Source organism: Microbacterium hydrothermale, assembly GCF_004854025.1.
GTDB lineage: Bacteria > Actinomycetota > Actinomycetes > Actinomycetales > Microbacteriaceae > Microbacterium > Microbacterium hydrothermale.
The window spans coordinates 56,230-75,439 of sequence record NZ_STGM01000003.1 but is presented as its reverse complement, the minus strand read 5'-3'; the positions used below and the strand labels follow the sequence as shown (position 1 = coordinate 75,439).

General features: G+C 72.4%; 14 protein-coding genes. 9 read left to right on the top strand and 5 right to left on the bottom strand.

The features are described 5' to 3' along the window. Positions 1-75 precede the first annotated feature (75 nt). From mmsA to FB047_RS07160, 6 genes are all read left to right on the top strand, one after another. On the top strand, positions 76-1,602 hold the full coding sequence (mmsA, locus tag FB047_RS07185) for a multiple monosaccharide ABC transporter ATP-binding protein (RefSeq protein ID WP_136586864.1): 1,527 nt from the start codon (positions 76-78) through the stop codon (positions 1,600-1,602). Next, on the top strand, positions 1,589-2,866 hold the full coding sequence (gene mmsB / locus FB047_RS07180) for a multiple monosaccharide ABC transporter permease (RefSeq protein ID WP_240752664.1): 1,278 nt from the start codon (positions 1,589-1,591) through the stop codon (positions 2,864-2,866). Before mmsA ends, mmsB begins: the two co-directional genes overlap by 14 nt. A 76-nt stretch (positions 2,867-2,942) precedes the next feature. Next, positions 2,943-4,190, top strand: coding sequence for a substrate-binding domain-containing protein (locus FB047_RS07175; protein WP_167494174.1), 1,248 nt, complete (start codon positions 2,943-2,945; stop codon positions 4,188-4,190). A 79-nt stretch (positions 4,191-4,269) separates the two neighbouring features. Beyond that, positions 4,270-5,607, top strand: a complete 1,338-nt coding sequence (locus FB047_RS07170; RefSeq protein WP_136586528.1) for a sensor histidine kinase — start codon at positions 4,270-4,272, stop codon at positions 5,605-5,607. Then, on the top strand, positions 5,595-6,260 hold the full coding sequence (locus FB047_RS07165) for a LuxR C-terminal-related transcriptional regulator (protein ID WP_136586527.1): 666 nt from the start codon (positions 5,595-5,597) through the stop codon (positions 6,258-6,260). Before FB047_RS07170 ends, FB047_RS07165 begins: the two co-directional genes overlap by 13 nt. Further along, complete coding sequence (locus tag FB047_RS07160) at positions 6,257-7,078, top strand: DUF4097 domain-containing protein (RefSeq protein ID WP_136586526.1); 822 nt, start codon at positions 6,257-6,259, stop codon at positions 7,076-7,078. Before FB047_RS07165 ends, FB047_RS07160 begins: the two co-directional genes overlap by 4 nt. Positions 7,079-7,103: 25 nt before the next feature. On the opposite strand, the gene FB047_RS07155 is transcribed toward FB047_RS07160, so the two are convergent. After that, positions 7,104-8,003, bottom strand: coding sequence for a DMT family transporter (locus FB047_RS07155; RefSeq protein ID WP_136586525.1), 900 nt, complete (start codon positions 8,001-8,003; stop codon positions 7,104-7,106). 39 nt (positions 8,004-8,042) lie between these two features. Between FB047_RS07155 and FB047_RS07150 the strand changes: the two genes are divergently transcribed. Next, the gene (locus FB047_RS07150; protein WP_136586524.1) at positions 8,043-8,537 is read left to right on the top strand and encodes a MarR family winged helix-turn-helix transcriptional regulator; all 495 of its coding nucleotides are present in this window, start codon (positions 8,043-8,045) and stop codon (positions 8,535-8,537) included. Between the two features lie 51 nt (positions 8,538-8,588). Here the strand turns inward: FB047_RS07150 and FB047_RS07145 are convergent, their stop codons facing one another. From FB047_RS07145 to FB047_RS07135, 3 genes are all read right to left on the bottom strand, one after another. Next, positions 8,589-12,875, bottom strand: coding sequence for a DUF3418 domain-containing protein (locus FB047_RS07145; RefSeq protein WP_136586523.1), 4,287 nt, complete (start codon positions 12,873-12,875; stop codon positions 8,589-8,591). Between the two features lie 97 nt (positions 12,876-12,972). After that, a complete protein-coding gene (locus tag FB047_RS07140) occupies positions 12,973-14,142 on the bottom strand; it encodes a glycoside hydrolase family 3 N-terminal domain-containing protein (RefSeq protein WP_240752663.1) in 1,170 nt (389 codons plus the stop codon). 76 nt (positions 14,143-14,218) lie between these two features. Beyond that, positions 14,219-15,472 (bottom strand): LCP family protein, encoded by a 1,254-nt coding sequence (locus FB047_RS07135; RefSeq protein WP_136586521.1) that lies wholly within the window; start codon positions 15,470-15,472, stop codon positions 14,219-14,221. A 154-nt stretch (positions 15,473-15,626) separates the two neighbouring features. On the opposite strand from FB047_RS07135, the gene FB047_RS07130 reads away from it, so the two are divergent. Next, on the top strand, positions 15,627-16,463 hold the full coding sequence (locus FB047_RS07130; RefSeq protein WP_136586520.1) for an aldo/keto reductase: 837 nt from the start codon (positions 15,627-15,629) through the stop codon (positions 16,461-16,463). A gap of 19 nt (positions 16,464-16,482) precedes the next feature. Continuing rightward, positions 16,483-18,300 (top strand): thioredoxin domain-containing protein, encoded by a 1,818-nt coding sequence (locus FB047_RS07125; protein WP_136586519.1) that lies wholly within the window; start codon positions 16,483-16,485, stop codon positions 18,298-18,300. A 135-nt stretch (positions 18,301-18,435) separates the two neighbouring features. Here the strand turns inward: FB047_RS07125 and FB047_RS07120 are convergent, their stop codons facing one another. Then, the gene (locus FB047_RS07120) at positions 18,436-19,197 is read right to left on the bottom strand and encodes an AAA family ATPase (protein WP_136586518.1); all 762 of its coding nucleotides are present in this window, start codon (positions 19,195-19,197) and stop codon (positions 18,436-18,438) included. Positions 19,198-19,210: the final 13 nt, after the last annotated feature.

Sequence of the window (19,210 nt, the reverse complement as noted above, 5' to 3'; positions counted from 1 at the left end):
TCCGCACCCGCCCCACCATCCCGACCGGCCACGAGCCGGTTCTGCAAGGAGGACCTCGTGAGCACCATCCTCGAGATGCGCTCGATCACCAAGGAGTTCCCCGGCGTCATCGCGCTCGCCGACGTGTCGCTGACCGTCGAGCGCGGAACGGTTCACGCCATCTGCGGCGAGAACGGCGCCGGCAAGTCGACCCTCATGAAGGTGCTCAGCGGTGTGTATCCCGCGGGCGACTACCGCGGAGAGATCGTCTTCGACGGCAACACCGTCGAGTTCAAAGACATCCGCGACAGCGAAGCGGCCGGCATCGTCATCATCCACCAGGAGCTCGCCCTGAGCCCCTATCTCTCGATCGCCGAGAACATCTTCCTCGGCAACGAGATCACCCACCGCGGACTCATCGACTGGGATGCCACGAACCGCGAGGCCGCGAAGCTGCTCGCGCGCGTGGGACTCGGCGACAGCCCCGACGTTCCGGTCAACGAGATCGGCGTCGGCAAGCAGCAGCTCGTCGAGATCGCCAAGGCCCTGTCGAAGGACGTCAAGCTCCTCATCCTCGACGAGCCGACCGCGGCGCTGAACGACGACGACTCCGAGCACCTGCTCGATCTGATCCGCCACCTGCGCGGCCAGAACATCACCTGCATCATCATCAGCCACAAGCTCAACGAGATCCGCGCGATCGCCGACGAGGTCACGATCATCCGCGACGGCCGCACCATCGAGACGCTCGACGTCGCGACCGGCGGAACGAGCGAGGACCGCATCATCCGCGGCATGGTGGGTCGTGAGCTCGAAAATCGCTACCCCGACCGCGACGTCGAGATCGGCGACGAGGTCCTGCGCATCGAGGACTGGAACGTCAGCCACCCCACCGACGCCAACCGCACCGTCATCCACCAGGCCAACCTGAACGTGCGCGCCGGCGAGGTCGTCGGCATCGCGGGTCTCATGGGCGCCGGACGCACGGAGCTGGCGATGAGCGTGTTCGGCAAGAGCTTCGGCTCGCGGATCTCGGGCAACGTCTACATCCGGGGGAAGAAGGCCGACACCTCGACCGTGCCCGCCGCCATCCGCAGCGGCCTGGCCTACGTGACCGAGGACCGAAAGGGCGCCGGTCTCAACCTCATCGACACGATCAAGCGCAACATCTCGCTCGCCGGCATGCGCAAGCTCGTCAAGGGCGGCTGGGTCGACGGCGACGAGGAGTACCTGGTCGCCAACCGCTACCGCAAGTCGATGAACATCAAGGCGCCCAGCGTCGACGTGGTCGTGGGCAAGCTCTCGGGCGGCAACCAGCAGAAGGTCGTGCTGTCGCAGTGGCTGTTCTCCGACCCCGAGGTGCTCATCCTCGACGAGCCGACGCGAGGCATCGACGTCGGCGCGAAGTACGAGATCTACACGATCATCAACTCCCTCGCGGCGCAGGGGAAGGGGGTGCTCGTCATCTCCTCGGAGCTGCCCGAGCTCCTCGGCATCTGCGATCGCATCTACACCCTCAGCGAAGGCCACATCACCGGCCAGCTGCCCATCGAAGAGGCCACTCCGGAGGCCCTCATGGTGCTCATGACGAAGGAAAAGGAAGCCGACCATGTCAGCGCTTGACAACACCGTGACCCCGCAGGGGCCCGCAACCCCGAAGGGTCCCGTCGGCGGGGGCGCCGGCAGTGGCAGTGCGGGCGGCGCCGGCGGCCTCGTGCAGTTCTTCACCTCGCGCCTGCGCGAGATCGGCATCTTCATCGCGCTGATCGTGATCGTGCTGCTGTTCCAGGCTCTCACCGGCGGGCGCCTGCTCACGGCCGGCAACGTGTCGAACATCATCGTCCAGAACAGCTACATCCTGATCCTCGCGATCGGCATGGTGATGATCATCATCGCCGGTCACATCGACCTCTCGGTCGGTTCGGTCGCCGCCTTCGTCGGCGCCGTGTCGGGTGTACTGATCGTGCAGTGGGGCCTGCCCTGGTGGCTCGGCATCCTGCTCTCGCTCGTCCTGGGCGCGGTGGTCGGCATGTGGCAGGGCTTCTGGGTCGCCTACATCGGCATCCCGGCGTTCATCGTCACCCTGGCGGGCATGCTCCTGTTCCGCGGTCTCACGCAGATGACCCTCGGCAACACCCAGATCACGCCCTTCCCGACCGAGTACCGCGCGCTCGGCGGCGGCTACCTCTTCCCCGATCTCTTCCCGGCGGCCACCTCGCCCGCGGAGTGGATCACCGTCGCCCTGGGCGCCCTGACCCTCGTGCTGTTCGTCTTCTCGCAGGTGCGTCAGCGCGCCAAGCGTGCGGCCCTCGAGCTGCAGAACGAGCCCACCGCGGCGTTCCTGGTGAAGGTCATCGGCGGCGGCGCGCTCATCGCGTACCTGACCTACCTGCTGGGTGTCGCTCCCGGTTCGCGTGGCACGCCCATCGTGCTCGTCGTGCTCGCGGTGCTGATCATCGGCTACTCCACGGTCATGAGCCGCAGCGTCTTCGGTCGCCACATCTACGCGATCGGCGGCAACCGCACCGCCGCGAAGCTCTCGGGCATCAACACCCGTCGCGTGGACTTCATGCTCTTCGTGAACATGGGCGTCCTGGCGGCCCTCGCCGGCATCGTCTTCACGGGGCGTCTGAACTCCGCCGGTCCCGGCGCCGGAAACCTCTTCGAGCTGGATGCCATCGCGGCATCCTTCATCGGTGGAGCCGCGGTGCAGGGTGGCGTCGGCCGCGTGGTCGGCGCGATCGCCGGTGGTCTGGTCATGGGTGTGCTCAACAACGGCATGTCGCTTATGGGCATCTCGACCGACGTGCAGCAGTTCATCAAGGGTCTCGTGCTGCTGCTGGCCGTGGCCTTCGACGTGTGGAACAAGAACCGCACCCGCGGTTGAGTCCCCGCTCCTCCGGTAACGCCCCGTCGCTTCGAGCGGCGGGGCGTTGCCCGTTCTCCGGGGGAGGATGGAGGGGATGACACGCTCCCACGCCCTCCGCGCCGCCGCGGCGCTGCTCGCCCTGACCCTCGGCCTCGCCGCGTGCGCCCCGGCGCAGGGGAGCGCCGCGGGCTCGAGCGACGGGTCGAGCGACGGGGCGGGAGTGGTCGGGGTGGCCCTGCCGACGACGGCCGACGCCCTGTGGAGCCGCGGCGGCGACGCCCTGCGCCGGGAACTCGTCGTGCGCGGCTACCGCGTCGACCTGCAGTTCGCCGCCTCCGACCCGCGGACGCAGGCCGCGCAGGTGCAGAACATGCTCACGAAGAGCGCGGATGCCGTGGTCGTCGCGCCGTGGGCATCGGAGGAGCTGGCGCCGGCCCTGGCCGTCGCCGCCGATGACGGCGTCCCCGTCGTGGAGTTCGGCCCGTCGCCGGCGGACGCCGCTGATCTCGGCCGCGCCCAGGCCCAGGCGCTCCTCGCGGACCTCGCCGACGCCCCGAGCGCCGTGGATCCGTCGCCCGAGGCGACGCCGACCACCACGGCATCCGGGCCGACGCCGTCGGGGGACGCGTCGCCCGACGCCGTGCCCGGGACGGACGCCGCGCTCGAGACGGACGCGGTGCCCGGGGCCGACGCAGTGCCCGGGATCGACGCGGTGCCCGCGACCGCGCCGGTGCGCCTCGCGGTGCTGGCCGCCGGGGTCTCCGACGAGGGGGAGCAGAGCCGATACGAGGCAGCCCTCGCCACGTTGCAACCGGCTCTCGACGCGGGACGCATCGAGATCGTCTCGGGAGCCACCCTGGAGGCGGCGGAGGTGGGCGGCGACACCGCCGAGAGCCGCGCCTCCGCGGCCGAGAAGCGCCTCCGCGACCTGCGCGCGGGGGCCGCGGACGAGGCGCCGACCGCGGTGCTCGCCCTCGGCGACGCGGTCACCCGCGGAGTGGTGACGGCGCTCACCACGACGGCCCCGACCACCGAGGCCGAGACGGCGTCGCCCACCCCGACTCCGGCGACGACCGCCGCCGCGGTCGCCCCCGCGCCGCTCGTGGTCGGGTCGGGTGCCGATCCGGTCACCGTGCGCGCGCTGCGCGACGGCGCGATCGATGCGACGACCTTCGTCGATCCGCGCGCGCTCGTGCCCGCGACCGCCGACCTCGTCGAGGCGCTGCTCGCCGGCGACGACACCGCGGCCGATGAGACACCGGAGGTCTCGCCGAGCATCCTGCGCGCCGACGACGTCGAGGAGCTCATCGCCTCGGGATGGATCTCGGCCGACGAGCTGTGATCCGCTTTCGGGATAACCCGAATCGCGGCGGGGGCTGACCGGGCGGTGCCCGCGCCGACCGCGCCCTAGCGTGGAACGCATGACCACGGCATCCGTTGTTCCGCCTCCGCCCCCGAGACCCGGCGGGTACACCGCCCCGGCCGACCCCGCCTCGACCGAGACCACGACCGTCGTGCCGCAGAAGGTGCGCGTCGCCTCGCCCGGCCGCGTGGCCGGGGCCGCGGCGCACCTCGCCGCCCTGGGCGTGGTGGGTCCTGCGGTCTTCACGGGCCTGTTCAGCCTGCTCGGCTCGGGGTTCGGACTGCTCGCGGCCCTGCTGGTCGGGGTGCTCGTGCTCGTGGTCTTCGTCTACGCGCTCTTCGCCGTCGCGTGGTTCGAACGCGCGCGCGTCGACGGTCTCTACGACCTCGGGCTCGCCCCGCTGCGGCCGCGGCGCAGCCCCAAGCACGGGTTCGTCGGCGTGCTGCACACCATCTGGCTGCAGGCCATCGACCCGCTGCAGTGGCGGGCGGTGGCGTCGTTCACGATCGCGACCGTGCTCGGCATGGTGACGCTGACGGCCCTCGCGGGGTTCGCGTGGGGTCTCGCCCTCGCCGTCAGCCCGGTGTTCGGGTGGACGAACACCCGCTTGTTCGACCTCATCCCGCTCCACGGCGCCGCCGCCCCCTTCGTGGGGATGATCGCCGTCATCGGAGGCCTTGCCGTCGTCGTCGGCCTGGCGATCCTCGACGGTGTCATCGTGCGGGCGATCTTCGTCCCCTCGCGCGAGGCGCAGCTGCTCGAGCAGGCGCGCACCTCCGACACCCGGCGCGCGGGAGCGGTGCGTGCGGCCGAGGTGGAACGCACCCGCATCGAGCGCGACCTGCACGACGGCGTCCAGCCGCGCCTGGTCTCCATCGGCATGACCCTCGGCCTCGCGCAGACGAAGATCGACGACGACCCCGAAGCGGCGAAGGCCCTCGTCGCCGAGGCGCACGCCTCCACCAAGTCGGCCATCACCGAACTGCGGCAGCTGGCCCGCGGCATCCACGCGTCCGTCCTCGAGGATCGGGGGCTGGATGCCGCCCTCTCGGCCCTGGCGTCGCGCTCGCACATCCCCGTGACCCTCGACGTGCGGCTCCCGCGCCGCTGCGGTCGCGCGACCGAGGAAGCGGTGTACTTCGCGATCGCGGAGGCCCTCACCAATGCCGCGAAGCACTCCCGCGCCGCCGCCTGCCGCGTCGACGTGCGCGTGCGCGACGACGGCTCGCTCTGGGCCCGCGTCGAGGACGACGGCCTGGGCGGGGCGCGCATCGTGCCCGGCGGCGGTCTCGACGGCATCGTCAACCGCGTCACGGCGGCGGGCGGCGCGGCGCGCATCGACAGCCCGCAGGGCGGTCCGACGACGGTGGAGGTGACGGTCCCGTGCGCATCCTGATCTGCGAGGACTCCGTCCTTCTGCGCGAGGGCCTCGTGCGCCTCCTCGCCGACGATGGTCACGAGGTGGTCGCCGCACTCGCCGACGCCGGCGGTCTCGACGCCGCCGTCGTCGAGACCGCGCCGGAGCTGTGCATCCTCGACGTCCGGCTGCCGCCGACCTGGACCGACGAGGGCATCCGCGCGGCCATCGCGCTGCGGTCGCGGCATCCGGGGCTGGCCGTGCTCGTGCTGTCGCAGTACGTCGAGGAGCGCTACGCGAGCGACCTCATCGCCGACGGACAGGGCGCCCTGGGATACCTGCTGAAGGACCGCGTGGCCGACGTCGCCGACTTCCTCGCCGCCGTCGCCTCGATCGCGGCCGGTGCCACCGTGCTCGACCCCGAGGTCGTGGCGCAGCTGCTCACCCGGCGGCGGCGCGACGAGCGCCTGCAGAGCCTCACCGAGCGCGAGCGGGCCGTGCTCGCGCTCATCGCCGAGGGACGCTCCAATCAGGCCATCGCCGCCGCCCTGTTCGTCAGCGAGGCGAGCGTCGAGAAGTACATCACCGCCATCTTCACCAAGCTCGGACTGGAGCAGGACGAGACCGGCAACCGCCGCGTCATCGCCGCTCTCGTGCACCTGGGCCACGACCACACCGGAGCGACCTCATGACCGCGAACGCCCCCCTCCCCGCCCCCCACCGACCGCGACGACGCGGCTCCGCCTTCGCCGTGTCGATCGCCACGATCGTGGTCGGCGCGTGCGTCGCCCTCGGCACGGTGGCCGGAACCGGCGCCTCGGCGGTCGTCGTTCTGCGCGACGCCGACCGCAGCTCGAGCCGGGTCGACGACGCGGAGCAGGCCGCGGGTTACATCGACATCGACATCACCGGGGGAGCGCTCACGATCGCGTACGGCGACGTCGCGAGCGCGCGTCTCGACGCCGCGCAGAACCGGTCGGGGTGGACGTTCGAACGGCGCGGCGATTCCCTGCGCGTGGCCTCGCCGAACGGGACCTTCGTCGGGTGGGGAACGGGATCGTCGGCCACGCTCACCCTGCCGCGGGAGTGGGCCGTCAGGGGCGTCGGTGTCGACGCGCAGGTGAGCGGGGGCACGCTCGACCTGCAGGGCGACTACGGCACGGTGTCGGTCCGGGTCGCGGGCGGGACGACCTCGCTGAGCGGCGCGGCCTCTGAGATCGATCTGAACGTGTCGGGGGGATCGGCCTCGGCGCAGCTGCGCGATGTCGGAACCGCCACGTTCGAGGTGGCCGGGGGAGAGGTGACGGCGCAGCTGCGCGGCTCCACCCCGTCGCGCACCGACGTCGAGCTCACCGCCGGATCGATCGACCTGCGGCTGCCCGACGACGATTACCGCGTGAGCGTCGACGACGGCCTCGGGCAGGTCGACAACGGCCTGCGCGAGAGCTCCACGGCCACGGCCGAGGTCGACGTCACGGCCACGATGGGCGAGGTGCGCCTGCGGTCGTGATCTCCCGCGTGCCGCCCGCCCCCGCTCACGCCGCGGGGACGGGCGGCTTCCGCGCGGGGGCGGAGACGGGCGCGGAGCCGCGGCGGCGGAGGTTGGTGATCGCGATGGCCGCCAGCACCAGCGCCATCCCGAGGGCCTGCGCGAGGGTGAGGGACTCCCCGCCGACGAGCACGCCGAGAGCGATCCCGGTGACCGGGTTGAGCAGGCCGATCAGTCCGACCGTTCCGGCCGGCAGGCGGCGGAGCCCGGTGAACCAGCAGACGAAGGCCAGGGCCGTCGCGACGACCGCGATCGCGGCGTAGGCGGCCACGCCCGCGGCATCCACTCGAGGGGGACTCCCCTCCACGACGGTGGCGACGAGGACGAGGGCGATCCCGCCGGCGGTGAGCTGCCAGGCCGTCATCGCGAGAAGCGGGGTCTCGTCGCGCCACCGGGTGGTGAGGATCGCCCCCAGCGACGAGGTGAGGAGGGCGAGCACCGACGCCGCGATGCCCAGGGGAGCGACGGCGCCCGCGCTCCAACCCACGACGAGAAGGACGCCCAGGATGCCGACGGCGCAGGCCAGCGCCCATCGCAGGCTCGGACGCTGCGCGAGCAGGGGCCACGCGAGACCCGCCAGGGCCAGGGGAGCCAACGCCATCACCGACGCCGCGATCGAGGACGGCAGCGCCTGCGCGGCGACGTAGACCAGCACGAAGAACGCTCCGAAGTTGAGCAGGCCGAGAAGCGGCGCCCGCCACCACCACGAACCGACCGGTCGACGCCGGGCCAGGGCCCACAGCAGGAGACCCGCGGGCAGGGCGCGCAGGGCGGCTCCCCACAGGGGGGCGTCGGCCGGCAGAAGGTGGCGGGTCACGACGTAGGTCGCGCCCCACGCGATCGGAGCGACGGCGGTGATCGCCACGGTACGCCAGGTGGTTTCCATGGAAGACACTTTAGCTTCCACGGAAGATAAAGTGGAGGGATGACCGCACCCGATCGCGTCGACACCCTCACCGCGCAGTGGCGCGCCGAGCGCCCCGACCTCGACCCGTCCCCGATGCAGGTGATCGGCCGCCTGCACCGCCTCGCCGACCACCTGCGCGAGGAGCTGACCGCCGTCTACCGGCGGTACGGCCTCGGCGAGGGGGAGTTCGACATCCTCGCCGCCCTCCGCCGTGCCGGAGAGCCGTTCGCCGCGGCCCCCGGAGAGCTCGCGCGCCACACGATGGTGACCAGCGGTGCGGTCACCAAGCGCGTCGACCGGCTCGTGGCATCCGGTCTCGTCGTGCGCGACGACGACACCGACGACGGACGCGCGCGCGTCATCCGCCTGACGGCTGCGGGGCGCCGCGTGATCGACGAGGCCTTCGCCGCCCACCTCGCGAACGAGGAGCGGCTGCTCGCGGGCCTCGATGCGGCGCAGCGCCGCGGCCTCGAGGCGCTGCTGCGCGCGTGGGGCGGTGCGCTGGGCGTCTGAGATCGGGATCCGACGCGGAGCCGGGGATCGGAAGCGACGATCCCCGGCGACTCACGCGCCCTTGAGCGCCTTCGCGATGCGCTGCGGCGAGACCGGTTCGGCGGTACCGAGACGCTGGGCGAAGAGGCTCACGCGCAGTTCCTCGAGCAGCCAGCGCGTCTGAACGAGGTTCGCGGGCGCGTCGGCGGGCAGGGGGATGACACCGCCCGCCTCCGTGAACGCGGTTGCGGAGCGCTCGTACTCGGTCATGCGCTGACGGTCGCGCCCGGGGTTGTCCGACAGGGTCGTCACGCGCTCGAGCGCCCCCGCGAGGTAGCGGGGGTAGTGCTGCAGGCGGTGCAGGCCGGTTCGCGCGAGGAACCCCGGGAAGATCAGCCCCGATACCTGACCCCGCACGTCGTTGAGCGCGCCCAGGAGCGTGATGGATGCGGCATCCTTCATCGCCCTCTCGACCTCGCGCTGCGCGAGCAGGATCTTCGCCGCGAGCGAGACCGTCTGGAAGGTGCGATCGACCGAGACGGCCGAGAACGCATCCCGTACCCGCTCGAAGTCGGCGCTCGTGCGCACCACCCCGGCCGGCGCCTCGCGCAGCAGCACGTCGTCGGCCAGGGCCACGCGCGCATCCTCGATCAGCGCCTTCGCGTTCTGGTACGGGGATGCCGCGAGCGCGAGCTTCTCGTTCGCGGTGAGGTGGTCGAGGACGTAGGTGGCGGGGGAGGGGACCGCGAGCAGCATCAGGCGGCGGATGCCGGCGCGGGTGAGGCGCGCGGCGTCCTCGGGGGTGGCTTCGACGCGCAGGGTGACGCTGTCGCCGTCGTCGACGAGCGCCGGGTAGCCGCGCACGACACCGCCGGCGACCGGGGTGTCGACGACCTCGGTGAGCTCGTCGAGATCCCACGTGGTCAGCTTCGCGCGGGCGGCGAATGCGGGGGAGGCCTCGGCGACCTTCGCGGCTTTCTGCGCCGGTCGCGCGATGGTCGATTCCACGCTCGACCGGGCCCTGTCGGCCAGACGCCGCTGGAGGGCCCGCAGGTCGCGGTCGCTCCCGATCGCCCGTCCGCGGGCGTCGACCGCGCGGAACGAGGGCAGCAGGTGCGCGGGGACGCGCTCGAGCTCGAAGTCGGTCGCGCTCACGCGCTGATTGGCGACCCGCTGCACCTGGGCCGCGAGGGCGTCGACGAGCGTCGTCTTCGGCAGACCGTTCGCGTGCTCGGGCCCCTTCTCGGCGAGCTCGGCCGAGAATTTCTCGGCCCAGTCGGCCGCGGGCACGACGTTGCGGCGGATCGTCTTCGGCAGGGCGCGCAACAGGGCCGTGACGAGCTCGTCGCGCATGCCGGGCACCTGCCAGTCGAAGCCGTCGGGGCGCAGCTGCGCCAGCAGCGGCAACGGCACGACGACCGTGACGCCGTCGTCGGGCGCCCCCGGCTCGAAGCGGTAGGCGAGGTTCAGCGTCTGATCGCCCTGGCGCCATCGCGCGGGGAACGCGCGGTCGTCGCCCTGCGCCCGATCGCCGGTGAGGTCGGACTCGCGCAGGTCGAGCAGGTGGGGCGTGCGGTGGACGGCATCCTTCCACCACGCCTCGAACGAGCGCACGTCGGTGACGTCCGCGGGGATGCGGGCGTTGTAGAACGCGAAGACGGCCTCGTCGCCGACGAGGATGTCGCGGCGCCGCTCGCGCTCCTCGATCTTCTCGAGCAGGCGGCGCTGCTCGAGGTTGCGGCGGAGGAACGCCGTGAGGCGCTTGTCGAGCACCGAGGGGTCCCACTCGCCCTCGACCAGCGCGTGGCGCACGAACATCTCGCGCGCGAGCGGACGGTCGAACCGCGCGAGCTGCACGCGGCGTCGCCCGACGAGCTCGACCCCGAACAGGGTGACCTTCTCGTAGGCCGCGGCGGAGCCGGCATCCTTCGACCAGTGCGGCTCGCTCAGCGAGCGCTTCACGAGGTCGGGGGCGAGCTCTTCGGCCCATGCGGGGTCGACCGCGGCGACCGTGCGGGCGAACAGGCGCGAGGTCTCGACGAGCTCGGCCGCCATGACCGCGGAGGGACGCTTCTTCTTCAGCCCCGACCCGGGGAAGATCGCGAACCGCGCCCCCCGCGCGCCGATGTACTCGCCCTTGACGGGGCGGGTCTCGCCGGGAGCCTTGCGGTCCTTGGCCTGCGCCATCGTGCGGGGATCCAGGATGCCGAGGTGCGAGAGCAGTCCGGACAGGATCGCGCGGTGGATGGCATCGCCCGCGGCGTGCCCCTCCGGCGCGGTGTTTCCGGAGCCTCGTCCCACTTCTGTCGGTGCATGTCCCACTTCTTGCGGGTGGGAGCCGCTCGCACCGGCCATTTGTGGGACATGGTTCTTCGCGCCGCGCCCGGCACCGCCGCCGCCGCGCCCGCCCTCGCCGCCGCGCCCGGCACCGCCGTCGCCGCGCTCCGCGCCGAGCGACCGCAGTTGCCGGTGCACGTCCATCCACTCGCGCACGCGCACGTAGTTGAGGTGCTCGCTGCGGCACAGGCGCCGGAAGGCGCTCGAGCCGAGCTCGGCCTGCTTCTCCTGCAGGTACTCCCACAGGTTCAGCAGCGACAGGAAGTCGCTGGTCGGATCGGTGAACCGCGCGTGGAAGCGGTCGGCCTCCTCGCGGCGCTCCTCGGGACGCTCGCGCACGTCCTGGATCGACATGCCCGACACGATCGCGAGCACCTCGGACGTGACGTCGCCGCGCCGCGCCTCGATCAGCATGCGGGCGAAGCGCGGGTCGATCGGCAGCCGCGCGATCTCGCGGCCGATCTCGGTGAGGCGGGGGCCGCGATCGTCGCCGCGCCCGCGCGAGCGGTCGCCGCGGCCGTCCCGCTGCCGGGACGGATCGCCGTCGCCGCGCACCTCGCGCTCGCGCTCCGACGCGGCGGCGGGCCGCGACCCGGGCGCGGGCAGCTTCACCGCGCCGAGCTCCACGAGCAGGTCGAACGCCGCCTTCACGCCGCGCGAATCGGGCGGGGTGAGGAAGGGGAACGCCTGGATGTCGCCGAACCCGAGCGAGAGCATCTGCAGGATGACGGATGCCAGCGACGTGCGCAGGATCTCGGGCTCGGTGTACTCGGGGCGCCGGGTGAAGTCGTCTTCGGAGTAGAGGCGGATCGCGACACCGGGCGAGGTGCGGCCGGCGCGGCCGGATCGCTGCTGCGCCGACGCCTGCGACACGGCCTCGATCGGCAGGCGCTGGATCTTCGAGCGGTTGCTGTACCGCGAGATGCGCGCGGTGCCGGTGTCGACGACGTAGCGGATGCCGGGGACGGTGAGGCTCGTCTCGGCGACGTTGGTGGCCAGGATGACGCGGCGGCGCACGCCCGCGACGGTGGAGCGCTCGAAGACGCGGTGCTGCTCCGCGGCGGAGAGGCGGCCGTACAGCGGCAGGACCTCGGTGGGGGCGGCGTCCTTCTGGTACGCCCCGCGGATGGCATCCGCCGCGTCGCGGATCTCGGCCTCGCCCGGGAAGAAGACGAGCACGTCACCCGCGGGCTCCCGGTCGAGCTCCCGCAGGGCCGCCACGACGGCTCCGACCTCGTCGGCGTCGTCGCCAGGGCCCCCGGTCTTGGCGGCGGCGCGTGCAGAACTCCTGACTTTCTGAGGCCCCGGCCCCGTGCGACCGCGCGATGACGGGACGGCCGGGTCGTCGGCATCCCGAATCTCAGGAGTTTCGCCCGCGCCGCCCGCGTCCTCCGCGCCGTCCAGCGGGCGGTACCGGATCTCGACCGGGTACGTCCGCCCCGACACCTCGATCACCGGCGCGGGCGTCGGCTCGCCACCGGGCTCTGCGGGGGCGGCGGCGAAGTGCCGCGCGAAGCTCTCGGGGTCGATCGTCGCCGAGGTGACGATGACCTTGAGGTCGGGGCGCTTCGGCAGGATGCGCCGCAGATACCCCAGCAGGAAGTCGATGTTGAGCGAGCGCTCGTGCGCCTCGTCGACGATGATCGTGTCGTAGCGGCGGAGCAGCCGGTCGCGGTGGATCTCGTTGAGCAGGATGCCGTCGGTCACCAGCGCCACGCGCGTGTCGGCCGAGACCTTGTCGGTGAAGCGCACCTTGTAGCCGACGGTCGAGCCGAGCGGCACCTGCATCTCGTCGGCGATGCGCTCGGCGATCGTGCGCGCGGCGATGCGGCGGGGCTGGGTGTGCGCGATCGAGGTGCGGCCGAGCTCGAGGCAGATCTTGGGCAGCTGCGTCGTCTTTCCCGAGCCGGTCGCGCCGGCGACGATCACGACCTGGTGGTCGCGGATCGCGCGCGCGATCTCGTCCCGCGCCGCGCTGACGGGCAGCTCGGGCGGGTAGACGATGACGGGTTCGACAGACACAGCCTTCCAGCGTATCGTCCGCGGCCGGCATGAGTCGCCAGGATCTGTCGCTTCGCCGGTGTCGGAGGCGACGAATGCTGGCGACTCGCGCGAGGGCTCAGGGCATCGAGGCCTTCTGGTCGAGGATCCGGCGGGCTGCGGCATCCACCTTGGCGGCGAAGGCCGGATCGGTCCGAGCGCGCGAGAGCACCGCCTGCTGCATCTCGGGATACACCGAGGGGTCGGCCGAGACGAGCAGAAGATCGACGCCGGCGTCGATCGCGAGGGTCGCGCGATCGGCGGGCGACCAGGGCTGCACCTGGCGCGCGGCGGAGAGGTCGTCGACCGTGACCACCCCGTCGAAACCGACGCGGTCGCGCAGCACGCCCACCACCGCGGGCGAGAAGGCGGCCGGCGCCGAGGGGTCGATCTGCGCGTAGATCGCCGTCGAGAGCATGACCACCGCGTCTCCCTGCGGCAGCACCGCGGAGTACACGCCCACATCGGGCCCGTCGGCGGTGACCGTCTGGTCGGTCACGCCGGTGGAGTAGTCGGTGTTGTCGTCGACGTGCCCCAGCCCCGGGAAGTGCTTGAGGGTCGGCAGCACGCCGCCGTCGCGCATCCCCGCGGCGAAGGCGCCCGACTTCGCGGCGACGGTCGCCTCGTCATAGCCGTACTCGCGCGCCAGTTCGCCGATCGGGGGATTGGATGCCGCGAACTCGGCGCTCGTGACGATGTCGGCCACGGGCGCGAGGTTCATGTCCACCCCGGCCGCGGCGAGCTGGGCGCCCCAGGCTCCCGCGCTCGCGCGGAGAGCGGCGTCGTCGGACCGTGCCTGATCGAGCGCGGAGGGGATGCCGTCGAACCCGGGGCCCGACAGCACCTGCACGGTGCCGCCCTCCTGGTCGGTCGCGACCCACAGCGGGGGCCGACCGGCGGGCACGGTCGAGGTGAACCCGCTCACGAGCTGCGTGATCGCGTCGGTTCCGGCATCCGATCGCCCGTGCAGGAAGATCCCGCCGATGTGGTCGTTCTGCACCGCCGCGAGCGTCGTGGGGTTCGCCCCCTCGACGGAGGTGCCCACCATGAACAGTTGCCCGACCTTGTCTTCGAGGCTCATCCCCGCGAGCGGGTCGAGCGTGGGAGTGGGGGTGGGCGTCGGCGTGGAGGTGGGTGTGGGGGTGGGGGATGCCGAGGGGGTAGCGGGCGCGTCGGCGGCCGGTGCGCAGCCGGCCAGGGCCAGCGCGGCGGTCGCCACCAGCAGCGGGAAGCGGGCGGGGGTCTTCACCCCTCGATGCTCGCCCATCGACCTGAACGTCCGGTCCCCGCGGGCGAGCGGCTGCGCCCCGCCCGTCGTGACCTGCTCAGCCGTTGCCGGCCGAGCAGGTCGCCTGATCCGCCTTGGTGCCCTTGATGTTCTCGGGCAGTTCGACGACGGGCGCGGCGCTCGTGTCGGGGGAGGCACTGGCATCCGGGGCGGGCGTCTCCTCGGCCGGGGCGGTGGGCTCCTCCGTCGGTGCGGACGGATCGGCGATCACGCCGCCGTTGGATCCTTCGGCGCCCGTGATGGCGAGGGGGGCGTTGGCGGCGAGCGCCTCGAACAGCACCTGCGCCGAGGCCTCGTCGGGGGCGACGCGGTTGCTGTCGTAGGGGTCGTCGACCACGGGGTACTGCACGAACGTGATGTCGGAGAACGGCACGTCCTTCAGCGTGTAGGCGAGCTGGGCGATGCGGACGGGGTCCGCGAGGCTCTCGCTCGGCTGGATGTTGTTCACGGCGGTGTTCGCCAGGCCGATGAGGGTGCCGGGGTTGGAGAGCACCTCGTCACTGCGCAGCTTGTTGACCAGTCGCGACATGTACTGCTGCTGGTTGCCGATGCGGGCGAGGTCGCTGCCGTCGCCGATGCCCTTGCGCGTGCGCAGGAAGGCGAGGGCGTCGAAACCCTTCACCACGCGGGGTCCGGGTTCCCACTGGATGCCGGCATCCGGGTCGTCGATCCCCTCGCCGCCGATGCAGACTTCGATCCCGCCGATCGCGTCGGTGATGTTGACGACGTTGCCGAAGCTCACCTTCGCGGCGAAGGGGATGCTCTGCCCGGTCAGATTCGAGATCGTGTCGGCGACGCAGGGCAGGCCGCCGTCCTCGTACGCCGTGTTGATGGAGGCGCGGTCGGTGCCGCCGAAGACCGTGCCGTCCGTGCCGACGCACTCCGGGATCGCGACCTGCAGATCGCGGGGGAACGACACCACGGTCGCGCGCCGCGGGTTGGCCGAGACGTGCAGCAGCATGTTGACGTCGTTGCGTGCGCCGTCGTTCTCGGGGTCGGAGCAGCGCGGTCCGAAGGCGGCCGCGACGACGTCGTCGCACTCGTCGGTGCCGACCACGAGCACCGTGAACGGCTCGGCGTATTCGCTGAGGGCGGGCGGCTCGGCCGGGGCGTCCTTGAGCGGGACCGCGGCCTCCTGCAGGCGGTTGGTCAGCGACCACGCGTAGAAGCCGCCCACGGCCACCCCGGCCACGACGATCACGGCGGCAGCGATCGCGAGCAGGCTGAGGCCGCGGCGGATACCGGATGCCGGCCGGCGGCGCGCGTGCTTCGGGGAGGGGGTGGCGTGCATGGGGTCAGTCAACCACGCGTGAGCGGGCGCGTCTCGGCGGCGGGCCGGTCGCGCCGGGGTGCGGGCGCGCCCGTGCACCGGCGTGCTCGCAGCGCACGGAGGAGGGGCGTCAACCCCCGGCCCGGTGTCGCAGGGGGCTCCTAGGCTTGTCGTCATGACCGTTCCTTCTGTTCAGCTCAACGACGGAAACTCCATCCCCCAGCTCGGCTACGGCGTGTTCCTCGTGCCCGCCGACGACGCCGAGCGCGCCGTGTCGGAGGCCCTCGAGGTCGGCTACCGCCACATCGACACCGCCGCCATCTACAAGAACGAAGAGGGTGTCGGCCGCGCCATCGCCGCGAGCGGCATCCCGCGCGACGAGCTCTTCATCACGACCAAGCTCTGGAACGACCGCCACGACGGCGACGAGCCGCTCGCCGCGATCGACGAGAGCCTGCAGAAGCTGCAGCTCGACGCCGTCGACCTGTACCTGATCCACTGGCCGACGCCGAAGAACGACAACTACGTGCACGCGTGGCAGAAGATGATCGAGATCCGCGAGGCGGGCAAGACCCGCTCGATCGGCGTCTCGAACTTCCTCGTCCCGCACCTCGACCGCATCGTCGCCGAGACCGGTGTGACCCCCGTGGTCGACCAGATCGAGCTGCACCCCGCCCTCAGCCAGCGCGAGATCGCGGCCTGGGGCCAGGAGCACGACATGCACATCGAGTCGTGGGGCCCGCTCGGCCAGGGCAAGTACGACCTGTTCGAGCTGCCCGCGGTGAAGGATGCCGCCGAAGCGCACGGCAAGAGCCCGGCTCAGGCGGTGCTGCGCTGGCACATCCAGCACGGCTTCATCGTGTTCCCCAAGTCGGTGCGCCGCGAGCGCCTCGAAGAGAACTTCGACCTGTTCGACTTCGAGCTCACCGCCGATGAGATGGCCGCGATCGACGCCGTCGACCCCGGTGACGGCTCGGGCCGCGTGGGCACGCACCCCGACGACCTCAACTGAGGTCGGCGCACCCGCGCGCATGAACCGCCTCGCGAACGCCTCGAGCCCCTACCTGCGGGCCCACGCCGACAATCCCGTCGCGTGGTTCCCCTGGGGGCGCGAGGCGTTCGCGCTCGCGGCCGAGAGAGACGTCCCCGTGATGATCTCGATCGGCTACAGCACCTGCCACTGGTGCCACGTCATGGCGCGCGAGTCGTTCCAGGATGCCGAGACCGCCGGCATCCTGAACGACGGCTTCGTGTCGATCAAGGTCGACCGCGAGGAGCATCCCGACGTGGACGCCGCGTACCTCGACGCCGCGAGCGCGTTCACCCCGCACCTGGGGTGGCCGCTGACCGTGTTCGCGAGTCCCGAGGGGCGCGTCTTCTACGCCGGCACCTACTTTCCGCCGACGCCCCGCCCGCCGCAGCCGTCGTTCCGTCAGGTTCTCGCCGCGGTCCGCGAGGCGTGGACCGAGCGGCGCAGCGAAGTGGATGCCACGGGCGCATCCCTCCGCGACGCCCTCGCCGCCGCGGCGACGGCGCCCGCCGACGCGGCGCCGACCCTCGATCAGCTCGCCACCGCGGCGCGCTCCGTCGCCGCGCGCGAGGATCGCGAGTACGGCGGGTTCGCCGCCGGACCCGCCTTCGAGACGCCGAAGTTCCCGAACACGCCCGTGCTGCGGTTCCTGCAGCACCCGGCGCTGAGCCCCGACGTTCCCGAGGCCGCAGACGTGGCATCCCGGGCGCTGGTGGCGATGGTCGCGTCCGACCTGCACGATCCCGTCGAGGGCGGCTTCTTCCGCTACGCCACGCGTCGCGACTGGAGCGTGCCGCACTACGAGCGCATGCTCACCGACAACGCCGGACTGGTCGAGGTGGCCCTCGCCGCGGGTGACGAGGCCACCGCCGTCGACGCCGCCCGTTTTCTCGTCGACGTGCTGCAGCTGCCGTCGGGAGGGATCGCCGCGGCCCAGGATTCCGAGTCGATCATCGACGGCGTCCGCAACGAGGGCGGGTACTACCGCGTCGCCGACCGTTCCGAGCTGCAGCCCCCGGCTCTGGATGCCAAGGTCGTCACGGGATGGAACGGGCACGCGATCGCCGCCCTCGCCGCCGCCGGCGCGCGCGCCGATCCGCGCTTCCTCGAGGCCGCGCGCTGGGCCGCCGACGCCGTGCTCGAGAGCAACGTCGCCGACGACGGCACCCTCCGCCGCGCGTCTCTCGACGAGATCCGCTCCGCCGCTCCCGCCACGCTCGAGGACTACGGCGGACTCGCGCGCGGTCTCCTCGCCCTCGCCCGGGCGACCGGCGAGGCGGCCTACGCCTCGCGGGCGCGCGCGTTGGTCGACCTGTGCCTCGGCGACGACGGCATCCACCCGCCCGGTGGGGGCGATGCCGTGCTCGTCGCCCAGGGGATGCAGCCGCACGGCGTGCCCACCGACGGCGCCTCGCCCTCGGGCCCCTCCATCTTCGCCGCCGCCGCCCTCGACCTGTGGCGCTTGGGTGCGGGGGAGCGCTACCGCGACGCCGCCGATGAGCTGGTGCGCGCCGCCGCCGATGTCGCCCTCGCGTCGCCGCTCGCCCACGGAGCGATCCTCGAGGTGGCCGCGGGGCTCGCGACCGCTCCCCGTCAGATCGTGGTCGTCGGCGAGAAGGATACCGAGATCGCCGACGCCGCGCGCCGCGTCACCGCCGACGTGCTCGCGGTGGTGTCGCCCACGCAGGCCGCCGCCTTCGCGGCCGCGGGTTTCGAGTTGTTCGAGGGCAAGGTCGCGCGGGGCGGCGAGGCCACCGCGTACGACTGCCGCGCGTTCGCGTGCGCCCTGCCGACGACGGATCCTTCGCGCGTGGTCTGACGCGGCTGAGGTGCGTCTCTGCGCGGCGCAGGCGCACCTCGCAGACCTGGCTCTCTGCGCTTCCCGCGGCCTCCCCGAGGAACCTCGCCCCGTCGCACCCTCCATCGCCACCCGCCCCTGCCGGGGCCCGCAGCGTCACTCCAGCAGGTGCCGCAGGAACCTCCCCGGCGCTTCCAGGAACCCCCGCTGCAGCCGCACCAGCTCCAGGTCGTCCCACGTGCTCTCGCGGATGCCCCACTCGCCCAGCTCGAGGATCGTCGCTCCCGGCAGAGCGGCGAGCACGGGGGAGTGGGTCGCGCAGATCACCTGGGTGCCGCGGGAGCGCATGCGATCGAGCGAGGCCAGCCAACGCAGGGTCGATGAGAACGACAGGGCGGCCTCGGGTTCGTCGAGGCAGGCCAGCCCCGCGACGTAGCGTTCGTGGTCGAGGGCCTCGTCGAGCAGGCTGTTGAACGACTCTCCGTGGCTCATCGCGTGCAGATCGCGGGCGCCGTCGCGCAGGTCCTCCCGCCACGAGTAGTAGCCGTGCATGGTCTCGGCGCGGAGGAAGAACCCCCAGCGCGGAGCGCGGGGGCTGCGCTCGATGCGCAACCACTCGCTCAGCGGACTCTCGGTGCGACGGGTCTCGCCGCCGCCATTGGTCGATCCGCCCTCGGCGGGCAGTCCCGCGGCCTCCGCGATGCCCTCGATGAGCGTCGACTTGCCCGACCCGTTCTCCCCGACGAGGAAGGTCACGCCGGGGCCGAACTCCCATCCGTCTCCGGCGGCGACGTCGAGGAACTGCGCCACCGCGGGGACGGTCGCCGGCCACGCGTCGCGATCGACCGGGGCGTCGGAGAAGAGCCTGACCCGCTGCACCGGCCGCGGGTCGTGCAGCCAGTCGTCGCCTCGTGTCACGCTCGCCCCCTCG